Origin of the sequence: Ramlibacter sp. PS3R-8, assembly GCF_037572435.1 — a bacterium.
Classification (GTDB): domain Bacteria; phylum Pseudomonadota; class Gammaproteobacteria; order Burkholderiales; family Burkholderiaceae_C; genus Ramlibacter.
The window spans coordinates 55,736-75,245 of record NZ_JBBHGT010000001.1 but is presented as its reverse complement, the minus strand read 5'-3'; the positions used below and the strand labels follow the sequence as shown (position 1 = coordinate 75,245).

General features: G+C 62.3%; 21 protein-coding genes. 15 read left to right on the top strand and 6 right to left on the bottom strand.

From position 1 onward, the window contains the following. Positions 1-45: 45 nt before the first annotated feature. From WG902_RS00380 to WG902_RS00360, 5 genes are read right to left on the bottom strand one after another with little or no spacing between them, the layout of a single operon-like run. Positions 46-1,035, bottom strand: coding sequence for an NADPH:quinone reductase (locus WG902_RS00380; RefSeq protein ID WP_340057892.1), 990 nt, complete (start codon positions 1,033-1,035; stop codon positions 46-48). Next, complete coding sequence (locus WG902_RS00375; protein ID WP_340057891.1) at positions 1,032-2,741, bottom strand: AMP-binding protein; 1,710 nt, start codon at positions 2,739-2,741, stop codon at positions 1,032-1,034. Before WG902_RS00375 ends, WG902_RS00380 begins: the two co-directional genes overlap by 4 nt. A 59-nt stretch (positions 2,742-2,800) precedes the next feature. Continuing rightward, complete coding sequence (locus WG902_RS00370) at positions 2,801-3,229, bottom strand: hemerythrin domain-containing protein (protein ID WP_340057890.1); 429 nt, start codon at positions 3,227-3,229, stop codon at positions 2,801-2,803. Positions 3,230-3,271: 42 nt separating this feature from the next. Beyond that, positions 3,272-4,471: an NAD(P)/FAD-dependent oxidoreductase gene (locus WG902_RS00365; protein WP_340057889.1), complete on the bottom strand. Its 1,200-nt coding sequence runs from the start codon at positions 4,469-4,471 to the stop codon at positions 3,272-3,274. Next, complete coding sequence (locus tag WG902_RS00360) at positions 4,468-5,175, bottom strand: FCD domain-containing protein (protein WP_340057888.1); 708 nt, start codon at positions 5,173-5,175, stop codon at positions 4,468-4,470. The genes WG902_RS00365 and WG902_RS00360 overlap by 4 nt, the downstream gene beginning before the upstream one ends. 118 nt (positions 5,176-5,293) lie before the next feature. Between WG902_RS00360 and WG902_RS00355 the strand changes: the two genes are divergently transcribed. The 15 genes from WG902_RS00355 (at position 5,294) to WG902_RS00285 (ending at position 18,679) form a co-directional block, all read left to right on the top strand. Next, positions 5,294-6,130: an alpha/beta fold hydrolase gene (locus WG902_RS00355; protein WP_340057887.1), complete on the top strand. Its 837-nt coding sequence runs from the start codon at positions 5,294-5,296 to the stop codon at positions 6,128-6,130. A 38-nt stretch (positions 6,131-6,168) separates the two neighbouring features. Continuing rightward, entirely contained in the window at positions 6,169-7,356 is a 1,188-nt protein-coding gene (locus WG902_RS00350; RefSeq protein WP_340057886.1) for an ABC transporter substrate-binding protein, read from the top strand. An 18-nt stretch (positions 7,357-7,374) separates the two neighbouring features. Next, positions 7,375-8,241 (top strand): branched-chain amino acid ABC transporter permease, encoded by an 867-nt coding sequence (locus WG902_RS00345; protein WP_340057885.1) that lies wholly within the window; start codon positions 7,375-7,377, stop codon positions 8,239-8,241. After that, positions 8,238-9,221, top strand: coding sequence for a branched-chain amino acid ABC transporter permease (locus WG902_RS00340; RefSeq protein WP_340057884.1), 984 nt, complete (start codon positions 8,238-8,240; stop codon positions 9,219-9,221). Before WG902_RS00345 ends, WG902_RS00340 begins: the two co-directional genes overlap by 4 nt. Next, positions 9,218-9,976: an ABC transporter ATP-binding protein gene (locus WG902_RS00335; RefSeq protein WP_340057883.1), complete on the top strand. Its 759-nt coding sequence runs from the start codon at positions 9,218-9,220 to the stop codon at positions 9,974-9,976. The genes WG902_RS00340 and WG902_RS00335 overlap by 4 nt, the downstream gene beginning before the upstream one ends. Beyond that, the gene (locus WG902_RS00330; RefSeq protein WP_340057882.1) at positions 9,969-10,670 is read left to right on the top strand and encodes an ABC transporter ATP-binding protein; all 702 of its coding nucleotides are present in this window, start codon (positions 9,969-9,971) and stop codon (positions 10,668-10,670) included. Before WG902_RS00335 ends, WG902_RS00330 begins: the two co-directional genes overlap by 8 nt. Positions 10,671-10,707: 37 nt before the next feature. Continuing rightward, a complete protein-coding gene (locus WG902_RS00325; RefSeq protein WP_340057881.1) occupies positions 10,708-11,982 on the top strand; it encodes an aromatic ring-hydroxylating oxygenase subunit alpha in 1,275 nt (424 codons plus the stop codon). A gap of 12 nt (positions 11,983-11,994) precedes the next feature. Further along, complete coding sequence (locus tag WG902_RS00320) at positions 11,995-12,483, top strand: aromatic-ring-hydroxylating dioxygenase subunit beta (RefSeq protein ID WP_340057880.1); 489 nt, start codon at positions 11,995-11,997, stop codon at positions 12,481-12,483. Positions 12,484-12,492: 9 nt separating this feature from the next. Beyond that, positions 12,493-13,263: an SDR family oxidoreductase gene (locus WG902_RS00315; protein WP_340057879.1), complete on the top strand. Its 771-nt coding sequence runs from the start codon at positions 12,493-12,495 to the stop codon at positions 13,261-13,263. A 10-nt stretch (positions 13,264-13,273) separates the two neighbouring features. Further along, complete coding sequence (locus tag WG902_RS00310) at positions 13,274-13,639, top strand: non-heme iron oxygenase ferredoxin subunit (protein WP_340057878.1); 366 nt, start codon at positions 13,274-13,276, stop codon at positions 13,637-13,639. After that, a complete protein-coding gene (locus WG902_RS00305; protein ID WP_340057877.1) occupies positions 13,639-14,838 on the top strand; it encodes an MFS transporter in 1,200 nt (399 codons plus the stop codon). Before WG902_RS00310 ends, WG902_RS00305 begins: the two co-directional genes overlap by 1 nt. Positions 14,839-14,956: 118 nt before the next feature. After that, positions 14,957-15,562: a MarR family winged helix-turn-helix transcriptional regulator gene (locus tag WG902_RS00300; protein WP_340057876.1), complete on the top strand. Its 606-nt coding sequence runs from the start codon at positions 14,957-14,959 to the stop codon at positions 15,560-15,562. Between the two features lie 39 nt (positions 15,563-15,601). After that, positions 15,602-16,669: a hypothetical protein gene (locus tag WG902_RS00295; RefSeq protein ID WP_340057875.1), complete on the top strand. Its 1,068-nt coding sequence runs from the start codon at positions 15,602-15,604 to the stop codon at positions 16,667-16,669. A 109-nt stretch (positions 16,670-16,778) separates the two neighbouring features. After that, entirely contained in the window at positions 16,779-17,774 is a 996-nt protein-coding gene (locus WG902_RS00290; protein WP_340057874.1) for an amidohydrolase family protein, read from the top strand. Positions 17,775-17,893: 119 nt separating this feature from the next. After that, the gene (locus WG902_RS00285; protein ID WP_340057873.1) at positions 17,894-18,679 is read left to right on the top strand and encodes a 2-keto-4-pentenoate hydratase; all 786 of its coding nucleotides are present in this window, start codon (positions 17,894-17,896) and stop codon (positions 18,677-18,679) included. 214 nt (positions 18,680-18,893) lie between these two features. Here WG902_RS00285 and WG902_RS00280 read toward each other — a convergent pair whose 3' ends face one another. Beyond that, a complete protein-coding gene (locus WG902_RS00280) occupies positions 18,894-19,292 on the bottom strand; it encodes a RidA family protein (RefSeq protein WP_340057872.1) in 399 nt (132 codons plus the stop codon). Positions 19,293-19,510 lie beyond the last annotated feature (218 nt).

The following is a 19,510-nucleotide window of genomic DNA, read 5'->3' as shown; positions in this document are numbered from 1 at the left end:
CCCGTACTGTACCCCCATAGAAGGACAGCGGGTACAGACGGCTGGTCACACGGCCAGTACAAGGTTCCCCGCGACCTTACCCTGCTCGACCTTCTCATGTGCCTCGACGATGTCAGCCAATGGCATGCGCTCACCGATGTTGTGCGTGAGCGCCCCGAGCTTGAGCATCCGGTGCAGCGTGGCTATCGCGCGTTCACGGTCCGCATCGGCCAGGTGGTAGACCATGAAGAAACGAAGCTGGATGTTCTTCGCCAACAGGGTCGGGAAAGCCAGGTTCAAGGGCGCGGGACTGCTGCCGTAAGCGACGCAGTCGCCGCCAATCCGCAAAAGTTCCAGGTCCTGCGCACCGTTCACCGCGACGTCCATTTCGATTGCTCGGTCCACGCCGGCGCCGGAGGTGATGTCGCGCACTCGCTGCACCACATCCTCAGTTTTGTAGTTGATGACGTCATCCGCACCCGCGGCGGCCGCAAGCGCCGCCTTCACCGGGCCGCTCACGGTGCTGATCACGCGTGCGGCGCCGAGGCGGCCCGCGAGCTGGATCGCATAGTGGCCGACGGCCCCCGCGCCGCCGCTCACCAGCACCGTCTTGCCCGCCACGCCCCCATCCATCAGCACGGCATGCATTGCCGTGAGGGCGGGGATGCCGAGACATGCACCAACCACCTCGTCGACACCCTCCGGCAGTTTCACGGCCATCCGCGAAGGCAGGCAGACGTACTCGGCCGCTGTCCCAAAGGCGCGCCCCCAGGCAGCGTTCCATAGCCACACGCGCTCACCAATGCGGCTGCGGTCGATTCCCGCCCCCACCCTATCGATGACCCCTGAGCCATCGCTGTGCGGAATCACGCGCGGGAAAGCAAGGGTCCGGTGGCGAAGGCCGCTGCGCGACTTGACGTCAGACGGATTCACGCCGGACCAGCGCACCCGGACCCGCACTTCACCCGCGGCAGGTTCGGGCGTTGGAACCTCACCGACGTGCAGAACGTCACGTGCCGGTCCGACCTTCTCGTAATACGCGGCGCGCATGGTCATCCCTCCTGCCGCAAACGCGGGAAATCCTCCTCACGATACTCCTCGGAACCCCGCTCACCTTTGGCAAAGCGGGTGGCTTCTTGCGCACGCAATTGCACGCGGCGGATCTTTCCCGAGATCGTCTTGGGCAGCTCATCGACGAACTCGATGCGACGCACGCGCTTGTAGGGGGCGAGCTTCCGCCGCGCGAATGCAAGGATGTCTTCGGCCAGTGCCGCATCGCGCACGCGACCGGGCGCAAGCAGCAGGTACGCCTTCGGCACGGCCAGGCGCACCGCGTCCGGACTAGGCACGACCGCGACCTCGACGACAGCCTCGTGCTCGATGAGCGCACTTTCGAGCTCGAACGGGCTGATGCGGTAGTCAGATGCCTTGAACACGTCGTCTGCCCGGCCGACAAAGGTGTAGTAGCCCTCTGCGTCACGCGCCGCAGTGTCACCTGTGTGGTAGTAGCCATCGCGCATGGCCTCGGCCGTCTTCTCTGCGCTGTCCTGGTAGCCCGACATGAGGCCGGTGGGTCGTTGATTGAGGTCGATGCAGACTTCGCCTTCATCTGCTTCGCGACCGTCCGCATCGAGCAGCACGATCCTGAAGCCGGGCAGCGGTTTGCCCATCGAACCCGGCTTCACCGGCAGGCCAGGTGAGTTGCCAACCTGGGCAGAAGTCTCCGTTTGCCCGTAGCCGTCGCGCAGCTGCAGACCCCACGCATCCTGGACCTTCTCGATGATTTCCGGATTGAGCGGCTCCCCGGCGCCGACCACCGATCGCAGTGCCAGCTTCTGCTTCCACGCGTGCAGGTCTTCCTGGATCAGCATGCGCCAAACCGTTGGGGGAGCGCACAGGCTTGTCACCTCGCAGCGGGCGAGCGTCTCGAGTAATGCCGGCGCGGAAAAGCGGGGGTTGTTGTGAATAAAGACGCAGGCGCCTGCATTCCAGGGTGCGAATAAGCAGCTCCAGGCGTGCTTGGCCCATCCCGGCGAAGAGATGTTCAGGTGGATGTCACCGGGCCGCAGGCCGAGCCAATACATCGTGGACAGATGTCCGACGGGGTAACTCTCGTGCGTGTGCAGCACGAGCTTCGGTTTCGACGTAGTCCCAGAGGTGAAGTAGAGCAGGAGCGGGTCCGTCGCGAGCGTCGCTGCATCCGGCGCATAGTCGGCCGGCGCCGCCTCCGAGTCCTCATAGCGCAACCATCCCCCCGCCGGTGTTCCGACACAAATCCGTGAGTATTCTCCCGCAAGTCCATCGAACTTCGAGGCTTGCGTCGTATTGGTCACCACGTGCCGGACAGCACCTCTTTCGAGTCGGTCACGCAGGTCTTCGGGCGTCAACAGCGAGGTGGCGGGGATCACCACGGCGCCGATCTTCATCGCAGCCAGCATCACCTCCCACAGCGCGGGTTCATTGCCCAGCATCAGCAGAACGCTATCGCCGCGGCGGACTCCGAGCGAACGCAGATGATTCGCGACCTGCGACGACCGACGCGAAAGCTGGGCGAAGCTGGTGCGGTGCTCACTCCCGTCCGCCTCCACGATCCAGAGCGCAGGCGCGTCGTTGCCTTTCGCCAGAACGTCGAAGTGGTCGAGCGCCCAGTTGAACTCCTGCAGTCGCGGCCACTGGAAACGGTCAACCGCGGCATCGGGGTCGTCGCGTAGCTTCAGCAACAGGTCTCGGGCGCCGAGGAAGGCGTCGGTTTGATGCTTCATGGTGTGGGTGTCAGTGCTGTGAAGCTCAAGCCAACTTGCGCAAGCCGCGACTGACCGGCTTAACCCGCCAGTCGCCGGACAATTATTGGAGCACCGTCGAAACGCTGCTTGAAACGGTGTGCCGCCACGCCGGCGTCCATTGCGTGCACGTGCTCCGGCAGCCATTCGATGAGCCGTGCTGCCAGCCGCTGGACAAGTGCGGCCTTGGCGTCCTGGGACATTCCATCATCGATCAAGAAGGTCCGCACTTCGCCGAGTGACTGGAGAACGGCGGCATGCTCGTCGATATGACACTGGGCGTTGCCGTCCTTCATGTTCCGCAACTCCAGATTCTCCAGTTCAAAATGGCGGTGCGCGTGCTCACGCAACCCGTCCAAAGTGATTACAGCCTGCGCAATCGGCCCATCCCGAAGTTGCTCCATTAGCTGCGCTAGGCAGGAATGGTCGTCGTCAAGGACCGCGTCGCCCAAGCTTAGTTGATAGGTCATGGCCGTTAGAGCTCAGTACGGATTCTCTGAGAGCTTTTAGCTTCAGGCGATTTTGCGCAAGTCCGGGGCCGAGGCCCACTGCTGGTCGTTCGCCTCATATTCGAGGCCGACCAACTTGCGCAGCAAGCCAAAGTCCTTTCCGTTGTTTACGCAGGAGGCTCCGACGAGTTTGCGTCCCTGAAATTGCAGCAGTGCGAATTTTCCGGCGCTCACATCCCCGCGGACCACTTCACGCTCGCCGCGAGGGATTCCCACACCTTGGATGCGCAAATCGTACTGGTCGCTCCAGTACCAGGGCGTCTCCGCAAATGAAGGCGTGTCGGAGTTCAGCCAGGAGCGTGCGGCGGCGGCACCTTGCATCTGGGCGTTTGACCAAGTCTCTATCCGAACCACCTCACCGCTGATCGGGTGCACCTGCCTTGCCACATCGCCGACTGCCAGCACACCTGGCGCGCTGGTGCGCCCGTGCCCGTCGACAAAGATGCCGTCGTCGCAGCGAATACCAGCGGCGCGAGCGAGTTCGTCGTTCGAGCGAACACCGATGCCGACGACTACAAAATCGGGCGCGATGCGGCTGCCGTCATCCAGCACGGCCTCTCCTTCAACGCATTCAGCCATGACCCTGCCAAGCCGCAAATCCACACCTGCACGCAGGTGCCGGCCCGCTACATAGTCGGATAGCGTCGGGGGCGCGGTGCGACCCATGACGCGTGCCTGAGACTCCAGCACCGTCACTCCACAGCCAGCTTCCCGCGCGGTAGCCGCCAGCTCCAGCCCGATTACTCCAGCCCCGATCAAAAGGAGAAGGCGCCCGGGTTGAATCAGCTCGCGAAGACGGCGCGCGTCGTCAAGAGTGCGCAGCGTGAGCGTTGGTTTGCCGAATGCTTCCAGGGATCGCAACTCACGCGGACGCGCGCCGGTTGCCAGTACCAACGTTCCCCATGGGATCACCTGACCGTCAGACAAGGTGAGCTTACGGCCGTCGAGGTCAAGCATTTCGGCTCGCACGCCCCGAAGCAGGCGAGCTCCGTTCAGGCGGCTTTCGTCCAGACGAATCCGCTGCGTGTCGCCGTCCTTCAGATAAGCCTTTGAAAGCGGAGGCCGGTCATAGGGAGCCTCGGCCTCGTCGGACAGCAGGGTCAGCTCGCCTGTGTAGCCACCCTGTCGCAAGGCGCAGGCAAATGAAATGCCGGCCAACCCGTTGCCGACGACGACGACTGGTTCTTTGCTGACGCTTATCACTTCAGGACTCCCCGCTGTTTGATCACATTGAGCGCCAGCTGGATATGCTGTGCAAGAAGGCGTTCGGCGCTGTCGACGTCGCGCTTCATGGCTGCCTCGAAAATCTGCCGATGCTCTTCGTGCACGTTAGGGGGTACGGTTGCGCTTACTGCGGACAGGCGGCGATAGCGACGTGCCTGTTGATACAGGATGACCCGGAAGCGTTTGATCCACATTGAGGGGGACGCCGATGTCAGGGCGTCGTGAAAGGCGCGGTTGCGCTCTTCCCATTCGTCGAACACGTTGGCCGCGTCGGTGGCCAGCCGTTCCTCGGCCCGGGAGAGCTTGTGATACGCGCTCACCACGCGTGCCTCCCATTCATCATCACCAACCTGCATCGAGTCGCGGAATGCGGCGCATTCCATGATGGTGCGGGTACGCGTCAGATCCTCAATATCGGCCAGCGACATCGGTGCAACTCTAAAGCCGCGTTGTGACTGCGAGACGACGAGAGAGTCGGAGACAAGCAGTGCCAACGCCTCACGCAACGTGCCCGCGCCCACGTGGTATTGGTCCTTGAGGTGCTCTACCCGAAGGCGTTCGCCGGGCGCGTGGCGACCGCCAATGATGTCTTCGCGCAGCTGACGATAGGCTGCTTCGATCTGTGAACGCGGCTCCGCGCCCCCATCCAAAGCACCCCAGAGCCCGATGTTTTGACTTTCCATGTGTTCCCACCTGATCAGTCGACAGGGTATCAACTGAAATCTCGATATTCTCTCGGGTTAGTACCTATCAGGAAAATAGTGGTCTAACCCAGAATTCTCGATATTAAAGGGAAAAGACATGCGCGACTCGCCCGAGATCGGAAAATCAATCGCTGCAGCTGGAGTGCGAACGAACTACCACGACATGGGGGCCGGTTCACCGGTTGTGATGATCCATGGCTCCGGCCCTGGTGTAAGCGCGTGGGCCAATTGGCGATTGGCACTACCTGAGCTCGCCAAGGAGCGCCGGGTGCTGGCGCCGGACATGGCAGGCTTCGGCTACAGCGACGGATCCAAGGATGGCACCTATAGCCTGGACCGGTGGGTCAAGCAGGCAATCGGATTCCTGGATGCGCTGAACATCGAACAGGCGGATCTGGTCGGCAACTCCTTCGGCGGCGCCATTTCCCTGGCCCTTGCCATCCGTCATCCCGAACGCGTTCGCCGCTTGGTACTCATGGGGGCGGCCGGGCTGAAGTTTGAGCTCACGCCGGCTCTTGATGCCGTCTGGGGATACACGCCCTCTGTGCAAAACATGAAGGAGATCATGGGCACTTTCGCCTATGACGCTTCGCTGCTCACCGACGGTCTCGCCCTCATGCGCTACGAAGCCAGCATACGGCCGGGCGTACAGGAGGCCTATGCCGCCATGTTCCCAGCACCGCGCCAACGCTGGGTCGACGCGCTAGCCAGCCCGGAAGACCGCATTGCTGGCCTCTCTCACCAAACCCTGGTGATCCACGGCCGCGAGGACCGCGTGCTGCCTCTGGCAACTTCGCTGCGGCTCGCACAGCTCATTCCACGCGCTCAACTTCACGTCTTTGGGCAGTGTGGCCATTGGACGCAGATAGAACATGCGAGCCGCTTCGTGCGGCTGGTCGGAGACTTCCTCGCGGAAGCCGACGCAGCGGCGTGATTTTGCAGTTCCCCCGTCGAAAACCATCAGGAGACAAGATGAAACAAGCTGCCCTCGCACTCGGCATCGCCGCTGCACTCACGCTTCCGGGCACGGCAAGCGCCCAGGCCAAGGACCTGAAGATCGCCATGTTGCTACCCACTTCCGGGGTGTTTGCACTGTATGGCGAGGCAATCATGGAAGGCTTCAACCTCGCGCTCGAGGAAGCGGGGGGACAGGTCGCCGGACGAAAAGTGGTACTGCTGGCGGAGGACAACAAGGAAGACCCGAAGACCTCCCTTAGCCTCGTGCGCAAGTACGTCAAAGATGACAACGTCGACTTCGTGGTCGGCCCGATCGCCTCGCACGTGGTCGCTGCGATTCGCGACGACATCCACCGCAGCAAGACCTTTCTGGTGGTGCCAAACGCAGGTAACAACGAAGTGACCGGCAAGGCGTGTAGCCCGTACATCATCCGCGCCTCCTTTTCGAACTGGCAGATCAATTACCCAATGGGGCTGTACGCTGCGGAAACGCTCGGCAAGTCGGCGCTGACGGTGGGATCCAACTATGACGCGGGTCGCGAAATGGCGGGCGCCTTCGCGCAGGGCTTCCAGGAAAAGGGCGGCAAGGCACCCGCTGAAGAATGGCCGGCACTCGGCACCTCAGACTTTGCACCCACCATCACCAACGTACGCGCCAAGGCCACCAACCTTGACACCGTGTGGTTCTTCATCCCCGGGACCGGCGGCCCCCGCTTCGTCAACCAGGTCCAACAATCGGGACTTCGCACCGGAAAGCTGAAGGTGAGCGGCCCGGTTTTCATGGCCGATGAAATGTTCTGGGGCGCGATGGGCGATTCAGCCGTAGGGATGCTGGGGAGCGGTCACTACGTCGCCAGCATCGACACCGCACGCAACAACGCGTTCCAGCACGCCTTTCGCAAGAAGTACAACAAGGTCGCACACGTGATTCATGTGCAGGGCTACGACACCGCCAAGCTGATCCTGGCAACAGTCGGAGCCATGAAGGGCAACTTGGCAGACAAGCCTGCAGTCCGCAAGGCCCTGACCAGTGTGCAGATGGACAGTCCTCGTGGACGCGTCAGCATCGACGCGCGCACCGGGAACGTGGTGCAGAACGTCTATATCACGGAGGTTGTAAAAAAAGCCGATGGCAACCTGGGTCACAAAGTCCTCAAGACCTATGAACAGGTTCGCGATCCGGGCCAGGGATGCGCGTTGTAAGGGACTGGGTCCGATTCCATGCACATCTTTGCCGAGCAGCTCATCAACGCCCTGCAGATGGGGATTCTGCTGTTCCTGATCTCCTCGGGTTTGTCTTTGATCTTCGGCCTGATGCACGTGGTCAACCTGGCACACGGCGCGCTGTACATGGTGGGGGCGTACTTCGCGCTCACCGTTGCCCGTCGCTTTGACAGCTTCATGTTGGCGCTGGTACTGGCGCCCATCATGACCGCGGTGCTCGGTGCCATCCTGGAACGGGTGCTTCTGCGGCGTACGTACGGCCGGGGGATGCATCCGCAGGTGCTGCTGACTTTCGGCATGGTGTTCTGTTTCGACGAACTGGTGCGCATCGTCTGGAGCTCGCAAATCCAGACCATCGAATTGCCGGAGGCCCTGGCCGGTACCTTTTTCGTGGCGGGCATGCAGGTGCCGACATATCGGGCGTTCGTGGTTGTCGTCGGCGCCTGTGTTGTCGGAGCGCTGCTTCTCCTGTTCAACCGCACGCGGCTTGGCGCCCAGGTGCGTGCCAGCGTCGATGACCGCCAGATGGCCGCATCACTCGGTATCGACGTGCCGCGCCTGTTCACCGTGATGTTCGCGCTTGGCGCCGCACTCGCCGGTCTGGGCGGCGCGCTCGCCGTACCTCTCTACACCGCATATCCCGGCATGGGCAGCGAGATCTTGATCTCGGCGCTTGTCGTGGTGGTCGTAGGTGGCATGGGCTCGCTGATCGGCGCGCTCCTCGCCAGCCTGCTGGTGTCCTTCGCCATCGTCTTCGGACAGGTCATGTTGGCCGAGTTCGCGACGGCCATGATCTATGTCGTACTGATCCTTGTCTTGCTGTTCCGGCCGCAGGGCCTGATGGGCGTGGCGAGGCCGGCATGAACCGCTACTTGCCATATCTGTTCCTGCTGCTGGCTCTGGCTGTACCGCATGTCACCCGCGGCACGCAGACCGAGTTTGCCATCGAGCTGCTTATCACGGGCATTTTCGCGCTGAGCCTGAACATCCTGATCGGCCGGCTGGGCCTCATCAGCTTCGGCCACGGCATGTTTCTCGGCGTCGGTGCGTATCTTGCGGCTTTCCAGCTGCGCAACGTGACCGACAACCTCTTCCTGTTGCTGCTTGCGGCACTGCTGGTAGGCGCCGTCATTGCGCTGCTGGTCGGCGCCCTCGTCCTGCGGCTCGGGGGGGTCGGCTTCGTCATGATCACAATCGCGATGTGCCAGCTTGTGTACGTGGTCATCCTCTCGACGCAGACCTGGTCGGGGGGCATCAACGGCTTGACCTCGATCCCGCGCCCGACCTTCTGGAAAGACGCGCCGGCGTGGCTGTCGCTCGACACCGGAGCCACCTTCTTCTACGTTGCCCTAGCCTGCCTTGTGGTGTTCATCTGGCTTCTTAAGCGGCTGGACGCATCGGCGATGGGCTCGGTATTCGAAGGCATTCGCCAGAACCCTGGTCGCATGCTTGCGCTGGGCTACCCTGTACGTGCTTTCCAGCTGACAGGCTTTGTGATGGCCGGAGCAGCGGCAGCGGTCGCCGGTGCGCTGCATGCCTCGCTATTTGGTTTCGTCGATCCGACCGTATTCTTCTGGACGACGTCCGGCGAGGTGATCCTGATGGTGATCCTGGGCGGAGCGACCGCGCTGTATGGTCCCCTGGTGGGCGCCATGATCTTTCTGGCGCTGTTCCACTACCTGAGCGGGCTGACTGACCACTGGCGCCTGGTGCTTGGACTGGTGTTCGTCGTGGTCGTCCTGTATGCGCCACGTGGGCTGGTGCCGCTGATGGCTGAAGCATGGACACGCCGGCGCAATCGCCACACAACGATGTCTCCGGTTCGCCCCGAGGTGCGATCATGAGCCCCGTTCTGCAGACCGCTGGGCTCACCTTGCGTTATGGCCGGTTCACCGCCATCGACAATGTGTCCCTTTCCCTGCACGCAGGCCGACGCTACGGCGTACTGGGACCGAACGGAGCCGGGAAGACCTCGCTTCTGAACCTTTTGTCTGGCACTTCTCGGGCGAGCTCTGGTGCCATCCTGCTGGACGGCATCGATGTCACCGCACGGAGTCCTGCGCAGCGTCGGCATGCCGGCCTTGGCCGCAGCTTCCAGAAGACCAGTGTCTTTGCCGACATGAGCGTGCTGGACAACCTACGCCTCTCAGTACAGTCGAAAAGAAGCTGGCAGTTGTTTGATCCATGGTCGCCTCGCTCGCATGATCGCGAAGTGGTGACCCGCGCCGCCGACTTCGCGGAGCAGGTGGGGCTCACGGCGCGGCTCGGCACCTGCGCGGCTGCGCTGTCCTATGGCGAGCTGCGCCAGCTTGAAGTGGGTCTGGCATTGGCGACAGAGCCAAGGGTGCTTCTTCTGGACGAGCCCACGGCCGGAATGAGCGAGGAAGAGACCCACGCCATCGTTGCCATGCTTCAAACCAGGCTACCCACTTCGCTCACACTGCTGATCATCGAGCACGACCTGCGCGTGATCGAGGGATTGACCGACCACGTGTTCGTGTTCGAGAGCGGCGCCTTGTTCGAGCAGGGCACACCGGCTGAAATTCGCGCCAGTGAGCGTGTGCAGCGGGTGTATTTCAAGGGGCCCGCGCATGCTTGAAGCACGCGAGCTTCACGCCGCATACGGCCGCATTCCCGTGCTGTACGGCATCAGTCTGGCGGCGGCGCCGGATCGCTTCCTGGGCATCATTGGGCGCAATGGCGTCGGCAAGACGACCACGCTGCGCAGCATTGTCGGCCTGATGCCACTCACCGCTGGGGACGTGCGCCTGGACGGTCAATCCATCGCCGGGCGCCAGACGCACGAGATCGCGCGCATGGGCGTGGCGTATGTGCCGGAGAACCGCGGCGTTTTCCCGTCGCTTACGGTGCTGGAAAGTCTGACGCTGGCTGCTCGCGCACCCACCAGGTCAGGGGACATATGGACACTGGAACGTGTCTTTGATGTCTTCCCACGGCTGGCCGAGCGCCGCGCCAACCGTGGCGATCAGCTCTCCGGCGGCGAACAACAGATGCTGGCGATCGGCCGGGCCCTGCTGACCAATCCGCGGCTGCTTATTCTTGACGAGCCTACCGAAGGGTTGGCACCCCTGATCGTGCTGCAGATTCGCAAGGTACTTCGCTCGCTGCGCGGCAGCGGACTAACCATCGTGATCGTCGACCAGAACCTGGAAACGGTCTTTGACATTGCCGATCACGTGGTATTGATCTCGCGCGGCTCCGTGGTCGCGCAGGGACCCAGCGCAACCATAGCGGGTGACCAGTCCCTGCTGAATCAATACCTGGGCGTTTGACCATGCCCGCACCCCACCCCATCCAAGAGAGAGATTTATGAGCACACTCCAGGATAAGACCCAGCTCCGCGTGGATCTGGAGCGCAAACTATTCAAGGTTCCGCGCATTTCATTCACCAGCCAGGAAGTGCTGGAGGCGGAGCGAGACGTTATCTTCAGCAAGTGCTGGCTGTACCTTGGCCATGTATCGGAAATTCCAAAGCCTGGACAGTTCGTCACTCGCACCGTCGGCGGCCGCAATATCGTATTCAGCCGCGACATGGAAAAACGTGTCAACGCCTTTCTGAACACCTGCCCGCATCGCGGTGCAACGGTGGTCCGCGATCGCGCCGGAACGGCTAAATCTTTCCAGTGCTTTTACCATGGCTGGGTTTTCGGTATCGACGGCGGCCTCAAGAGCCAGCCCGGCGCTGAGTCGTATAGCGAGTCCATCAATCAGGGCGGCGAGGTCGACCTGGCGCGCGTTCCGCGCCTTGAGGAATACCGCGGCTTCTGGTTCGTCTGCTTCGACAAGGCAGCGGTTTCCCTTTTCGACTACCTGGGTAACGCTCGCGAATACATTGACCTGGTCGCCGACCATTCCGAAGCCGGAATGGAAGTAGTGGGCGGTACACAGGAATACAGCATCCGCGCGAACTGGAAGTTGCTGGTGGAGAACAGCATTGATGGCTACCACGCCTCGACCACACATGCGAGCTACCTTGACTATCTGAAGGGAACCGCCGGCGCGCTCGCTGCGGTGCCGTTGAAAGGTCATGGGGTCGACCTCGGCGGCGGGCATGCAGTGATTCAATATGCGGCGCCCTGGGGGCGTCCGATTGCGCAATGGATCCCGGCGTGGGGGGAAACCGGCAAGCAGGATGTTGAACGCCTCCTGGCAGGCCTGACCACCCGCTTCGGGGAAGAGCGCGCCAAGCGCATTGCGCTGACCAACCGCAACCTGTTGATCTTCCCGAACCTGATCATCAATGACATCATGGCCATCACCGTGCGGACTTTCTACCCGCTGGCGCCAAACTATCAGAACGTCAACGCCTGGGCGCTCGCTCCGGTTGGCGAGAATGAGTGGGCGCGCAAAAACCGGCTGGAAAATTTCCTCGAGTTCCTGGGCCCGGGTGGTTTCGCAACGCCCGATGACGTCGAGGCGTTACAGCAGTGTCAGGCTGGTTACGACAACGCCCGTGAAGCGGGTTGGAACGATATCTCCAAGGGCATGGGTCGGGAGATCCCCGCGATGGACGACGAGGTCCAGATGCGCGCGTTCTGGACCCAGTGGAACAAGATGCTCGGCAAGATCGACAAGCAGGATTGAGGAGACGTGCGCATGACCATGACTTTCACCCGCCCCGAGATCGAAGACTTCTTGTTCAACGAGGCTGCCCTGCTCGACGACTGGAAGCTGGAGGAATGGCTTGCGCTATTCACCGATGACGCTCGTTATCTCGTTCCCGCCACTGACCTGCCCAAGGACGCGCCGCCAGAGGGCAACCTTTTCTACATCGCTGATGATTACTTTCGCATCGGCGAGCGGGTCAAGCGCCTGATGAAGAGAACCGCCTTCTCCGAGCAACCCAGATCCAAAACGCGGCATCTGGTGAGCAATGTGCGCGTCGTCTCGCAGTCGGCTGACCAGTGCGTGGCCATGGCCGCATTCATCACCAGCCGCGCCAAAGGGGGCAACGTCGATCTGTATGTGGGTAGCAGTGAATACACGATCGTTCGCAGGGAGGGGGAACTGCGCATCCGCTCGAAGCGTTGCACGCTTGACATGGAAGCTTTGCGCCCCCACGGCCGCATCAGCATCCTCCTGTGAAGACGGCCCATGAAAGCTTTCAAGGTTCATCCCCACGCAAACCGCGTCGCAGTAGTCACGGGAGCCGCCCGGGGCATCGGTCTGGCAGTTGCAGAGAGGCTGTCCGCCGACGGAGCACGGCTGGTGTTGGCAGACGCCGATGAAGCTGGCCTGGCTGCCGCTGTTTCGTTGATCAGGGCATCCGGCAGCGAAGCTGTCGGCGTGGCTGGTGATCTGTCTCAGGAATCGGTAGCCATCGAGACAGTCCGCGCGGCCGTCGACAATTTCGGCCGTCTGGACATCCTTGTCAATAACGCCGGCGGAGGCGTCATCCTGCCATTCCTCGAACACACCCCGGAAACCCTTCGCCGTACCATCGACCGCAACCTTTGGACCGTCATCTGGTGCTGCCGCGCGGCCCTTCCGGTGATGCGCGAGCAGCGCTACGGTCGTATCGTGAATATGGGGGCCGACTCGGTTCGCAGCGGCCTGCACGCCCACGCTGCCTACAACGCGGCCAAAGGAGGCGTCCATGCGATCGGGAGCGGGCTGGCCCTCGAGTTCGTGCACGAAGGCATTACCGTCAACGCTATCGCGCCATGCGCGGTCAATACCCCTCAGCTTGCGGAACTGGTGAAGGACAACGACGCCTTACTTAAAAGGTTCATTGACGTAATACCCATGGGCCGCGCCGGCGAGATGGATGAGATCGCGTCATTCGTCAGTTATATCGCCTCGGAGGAAGCGGCTTTCATCACTGGCCAGGTCCTCAGCGTCAACGGCGGGACCACTTTGCAGTGACAGTGACTTGATGAGTGCCGAACTGCACCACCTCTGCCGCCTCGACGAACTCGAAGAGGGCACCATCACGGGCGGCCGGCTCCCAGACGGACACCGCGTTGCCATCTACCTGATCGATGGTGAGGTGTACGTCACGGACGACCGCTGTTCGCACGGCGCTGCCTCGCTTACGGAGGAAGGAATCATCGATGGTTGCCAAGTGGAATGCTCCTGGCACTTTGGCCGCTTCGACATCCGTTCGGGAGCGCCGACGGCTAGTCCATGCACTGAGGCGATCCGGACGTACCGGGTGACCGTTCAGGACGGCGCAGTTCACGTCGTCGTTAGCGATGCCCTCCGCATCGCGTCCGCATCCGGCCCGGTCGACGACAGCTGATGACGACCGGATCCTCCGGCTGGCCACGGGCTGCCTTGGTGCTGGTCTGCGGCGTATTCGCTGCTACCCAGATCGGCAAGCTGCCACCCGCCATCCCGGCACTGCGGGAAGCCTTCGGCGCATCGCTTGTGCAGATGGGATGGATCGCCTCAATCTTCAACCTGATTGCCGCTTGTGGAGGACTTGCGACGGGCCTCGTCGCGGACCGGCTCGGCCGCCGCACGCTGCTGAAGGCCGGAATCGCCTTTCTGGGTTGTGGCGCACTGCTCGGGCTCATTGCCGACGGTCTGCCGATGTTGTTCATCTCCCGCGTCATTGAAGGATTCGGCTTTGTGTGCATCGTGGTAGCGGCGCCGGTCCTGGTGCGCGAGGCAGTTGCGCCCGGCAGTCAGCGCCTCGCGCTTGGCATCTGGAGTGCCTATACGGCCGCCGGGATGACTCTGATGCTCGCAATTGCGCCGTGGTCACTGCCCGCACTTGGCTGGCAAGGCGGCTGGTGGATCGGCGTGGCGGGTGCGGCCGTGCTGCTGCTTGTCATCTGGCGGCGCTTTCCCGGCGCCGGAACGCGCGCTGCCGTCGATGGAAAGGGCGCCAGCTTGCTCCGCGGGTTGCACGTGCACACGCCGTGGTGCCTCGCCGCGACCTTCGGCCTGTACACCTTCCAATGGATGGCGTTCATGGTGTGGATGCCAACCTACCTGCTGGAGCAGGGCATGAGTCTTGCGGAGGTGAGCGGAGCGGTGGCCCTGATGATTGTGGTGAATGCACCAGGGAACATTGCCGGTGGCTGGCTCTTGCAGCGAGGCACGCCTTTGGCGATGCTCGTCCTGGTATCCACGGCCACGCTGTCGACGGCCGGATTCGCAGTATTTGCCCTGATGCCGCCAGCTGGCGCCGTGATCGGCCTCGGGACGCTGCTTTCCTTCTTCGGTGGCATCCTTCCCGGCTCCATTTACGCCGCTGTGCCAGCAGTCGCAGCGCGCCACCAGAACCTGGGCGCCGTGAACGGCCTCGTGGTCCAGGCGTCGAACATCGGCACGTTGGCAGGGCCGCCTTGCGCCGCTGCTCTGGCGAGCGGCAGTGGCTGGCACGGCGTGGCGCCCCTGTTCGTTGTCGCCGGCTTGGGCTGCGCGATGCTCGGCTTCGCCGGCTCCCGTGACGCAGGCTTGCACAAGGCGTCTGACTGCACTGAGAAGTAGTTCATTTTCTGATCTATTAGCTCGGTGATTTCGAAGCAGTGAGGTTTACCCTTATGAGTATTTTTCGTCTTCGAGTTGCCATAAGGCGGTCCTCCAGTCAAAATAACTTCTTCATTGAATGAAGCAAATGACTAGAAGATTGGGTCCCTCCGCAAGGGTTGATGGCGCCCTGGAACCCGCTGCTGTTGACCCTTTGAATCTGGCTGATCAGGTCGCGGTAAGTGCGGCTCTGGACAGGGCTCTGGACGGCAGCGCCCTGTGGGTTCTGCTCAGCCTCTACCGCACCTTCGCCGTATTGGACCGGGACCAGGCCGATGAGGTCGGCGCAATCGGTCTCACACCGCTGCAGTTCAACATCCTGATGACGTTGCAACGCACCGGTAAGCCGACCACCATGGGCGCGCTTGCTTCGATGCTTGTCGTCAAGCCGAACAATCTGTCGGGCAACATCAACTCACTGGTCGAGCGCGGCCTGATCAAGCGAGAGCTGAATGCGCAGGACCTGCGGTCCGTTCTGCCCGTGCTGACTCCAAAAGGGCGCGAGTTCCTGGCGGAGCACGTGCCAAGCCATTGGCGAAGGCTGGAGCGGCTCATGCACGGGCTTTCGCGTGAAAAGCGACTGCAACTGGTCGCTCTGCTCAAGGAACTCGTTCTCTCCATAGAGGACGAGCAGCACCGCGACAAAGCCTCGCGGGCCAGCGAAAAGAAGTCCCGTATCACCTGAGCGCGCTGCGCCCAGACCTTATCGCTTCTGGAGACGAACATGGCGGAAATTCTCGGATTGGGCCTCTCGCATTACCCGCCCCTATGTCTTCCCGACGAAATGATGTCGGGCATCCTTCGCTTGACGCTGAAGGACGCGGGCATCCCCGCCGACGTGAAAGCTCCGGAAAATTGGCCGGAGGCAATGCAGGCCGAATGGAGCACGGACTTGGGGCTGAAGGCGGCGGCGCGGCACCGCGAAGCGCTGGTTGGAGAGTTTCGCAAGGTCCGCAAGGCGCTCGACGACTTCAATCCCGACTTCGTGCTGATCTGGGGCGATGACCAGTACGAAAACTTCAAGGAAGACATCATTCCGCCGTTCACTGTCTGCGCCTATGACGATATGGATGTGTACCCCTGGAAGCACGCGCAGGGTTCGTCGATCATGCAAGGCAAGCCGAACGTCTGGGGTGAGGGGCCTGACAAGCATTACCGCCTCAAGGGCCGTCGCGACATTGCCAAGCACCTGGTCGGCGGGCTGATCAATGCAGGCTTCGACATGTCCTATGCCTACAAGCCACTGCACCACGAAAGCCTGGCGCACGCCTTTACCAACGCGATTCTCTATTTGGACTATGACCGGGTCGGCTGGGACTATCCGACCGTAACGGTGCCCATCAACTGCTATGGCCGCAAAGTGATCTCCGCCCGCGGCTTCATGACGGATTTCGGCAGCAAGATGGACTACGACCCGCCCGGTCCTTCCCCCGCGCGCTGCATGGACATGGGGGCGGCGAGCGCCAAGATCCTGCGAGACTCGCCGTGGCGCGTGGCATTGATCGCCTCTTCGAGCTGGTCGCACGCCTTCCTGTGCGACCGCACGTGGCGCCTGCGGCCTGACACCCCGGCGGACCGCGAGCTGTATCGCGCACTCCGTGCGAACGACTTCACCACCTGGCGCCGCAATACCACGGAAGATTTTGAGGCCGCTGGCCAGCAGGAGTTGCTGAACTGGTGTCCTTTACTGGGCGCCATGGAGGCATTGGGATCGCAACCCGAGTGGTCGAGCTTCACCGAGACGCACATCTTCAATTCCAACAAGGTCTTCACGGTATACCGGTCCGCGTGATTCCGACCAGGCAGTTCAAAGTGGGAACGACGACGATGAACAAGAATTTCAACAAGCGCGGCATCGTCCCGCAAGCTGGTTGCGCGGCGTCAATACCGGCCTGGACGGAATGATTGACGTCCATACCCACATCGTTCCGGAATCTTTCCCGGAATACATTGGTCGGCATTTTGGCGCGCCATGGCCGTCCATGGCTTCGGCAGAAGGCTGTCATCGGCACGTGATGGTCTCGGGATCGGTCTACAGGACCGTGTCCCATCAATGCTGGGATTGCGCGCAACGCCGTGCAGACATGAACCGCATGGGGATCTCGCGCCAAGTGCTGTCGCCTATGCCGGAACTGCTCTCGTACTGGCTGGAGCCCGAGGACGGGGCCGTCATGTGTCGCTTCCTCAACGAAACCATTGCCGCGATGGTGGCCGACTCGCCGCAACACTTCTTCGGCTTGGCCGCCGTGCCGCTGCAGGACGTGGACATGGCCATCACCGAACTGGATCATGCTGTCCGGCATCTTGGTCTGCATGGGGTGGAGATTGCCGGCAACGTCAATGGCAATGTGATCGGCGACCCCCGATTTCTTCCCTTCTTCCAGGCGGCCGTTGAGTTGGACGCGGCGGTTTTCGTTCACCCTTTGCGACCCGTCGCAATGGACCGGCTCGTCGGCCCTGCGTCGCTTGAACAGGTACTGGCTTTCCCGAGCGAAACCGGGCTCGCCGCAGCATCGATGATCACCGGCGGAACATTCGCCAGAGTGCCTGGACTGCGCATTGCGTTCAGCCATGGCGGCGGCACGCTCAGTACGCTGTTGCCCCGGTTGCAGCATGCCTGGCACGCCCTACCCCAAATTCGCCAAGCCATCCCGCTCAATCCGTTGCAATCGGCGCGGCAGATGTATTTCGATGATTTGGTCTACGACGCAGCCACCATCCACAGGCTCATCGACGTGTTCGGAATCACGCAGGTCCTGGCGGGATCTGACTACCCATTCAGCATCATGGACCCGGACCCAGCCGCCCGCCTCGTTGGGCTTGGCCTGGATACGGCGGCTCTCGACCTGCTGCGCAGCGCCAATGCCATGAGTTGGTTGGGACGCAGCCCCTCGTGAGCAGCGGCGCCCAAGCGATTCGCATCGCCGATAGCCATGCTGCAGTCACCCCGATTCGCATCCAGCCTGCCTGTGGGCGTGACGGCGAAATCTTCATCCAACCCCCTACAGGAGACACCATGACAGGCCCCACTGCAGTTCAGGACGCCGCACAGGCATTACGCCGTGCGCGCGCACAGCGTCTGACCATTGCCCGCATCTCGGAAACGCATGGTATTGCCGGCGCCGAGGAGGCATATGCCGTCGCCGCGGTCAACACCCAAGCTCGGCTGGCAGAGGGGCGCCGCATCGTCGGGAAAAAAGTCGGCCTCACCTCCCTGGCCGTCCAGAAGCAGCTAGGTGTAGACCAGCCGGACTTCGGCGTCTTGTTCGACGACATGGAGTACCTGAACGGGCAGGACGTCCCCATGGCGCGCCTGATCCAACCCAAGGTGGAAGCTGAGGTTGCATTCATCATGGGGCGCGATCTGGCGGGCGCAGCGCCCACGTGGTCCGAGTTCCTGGCATGTGTTTCGCAAGTGCTGCCGGCGATTGAAATCGTGGACAGCGCCATCACCGACTGGAAGATCACGCTCGTCGACACGATCGCGGACAACGCGTCGTCCGCCCTTTTCGTTCTCGGTGATCAGCCGGTGGCGCTTGGCGCCTTGCAATTGGGCGAGGTCGCGATGAGCATGACAAAGAACCGTGAACCCGCCTCCAGTGGCACTGGCGCCGCCTGCCTGGGCCATCCACTGCGCGCGGCCTACTGGCTGGCCAGGACCATGGCCGCCCGCGGCCAGGGACTGCGGGCCGGCGAAGTCATTCTCTCGGGCGCCCTCGGGCCCATGGTGCCGGTCAGTGCAGGCGACACCATCCAGGCGGACATGGGACCGCTTGGGCGTGTCAGTTGCAGCATGGTTTGAGGTAACCCATGAGTCGTCAGTCGTTCACACTCGGCACCGAACGAGTTGCAGCGCGCGTCCTTTTTCGAGCACTCTTGCCAGCCGCTGCGTGCCGCCCGCGCCAGGGATCCCCGCTCCGCTCTATCGCTTTGATCCGATACGAGGGCTCCAAGGCCGGGGCTTTGGAGGTGACGGCTGCCGGGGTCGTACGCTCTCCCTCTTGACCTGAGACATTTCAGCGGACGCCGTGCCTGGCACGAAAAGCCACAGCCTCGACTTCGATCTTCCACGACGGGTCCACCAACCCCTGTACCAGCACCAGCGTGGAAGCGGGTCGGCTCGCCCCGAGATGCCGAATGCGGATTGGGCGCATCACCGGAATGTCCTGTCGGTCGACCAGATAGGTGGTGGTCTTCACCACATGCTGCATGTCCATTCCCGCCCCGCGCAGCGCGCGCGCAACGTTGCCCCACGCCAGTTCCGCCTGCTCCGCGAAGTCAGCGGGTGTAGCGCCTTGCGCATCGATGCCCACTTGGCCGGAGACATGCAGCCATTCGCCGGGGCCGTGCACCAGCGTGGCCTGCGAATAGGGGCCGGCGGGTTGCGGAAGGTCTTCGGGATTGATGGTTTGCATGATTTCGTCGATTAGGGAGATGGTTTAACGCGAGATCCAGGACTTCGGCAGCGTGCTCCAGCATGGGGTTGCGCCCGCAGCATGACAGCAGTACCAAGCGGGCGGTCGCCGAGGCTCTGGTAACGAACGCACGTCACCTTAGCGGAGGCAAGTCGATACCGTATGCTTTTTCTAGCGTTGCTCTCGCCAACTCCCCGCGCCCTAATGGAGCTTCGATT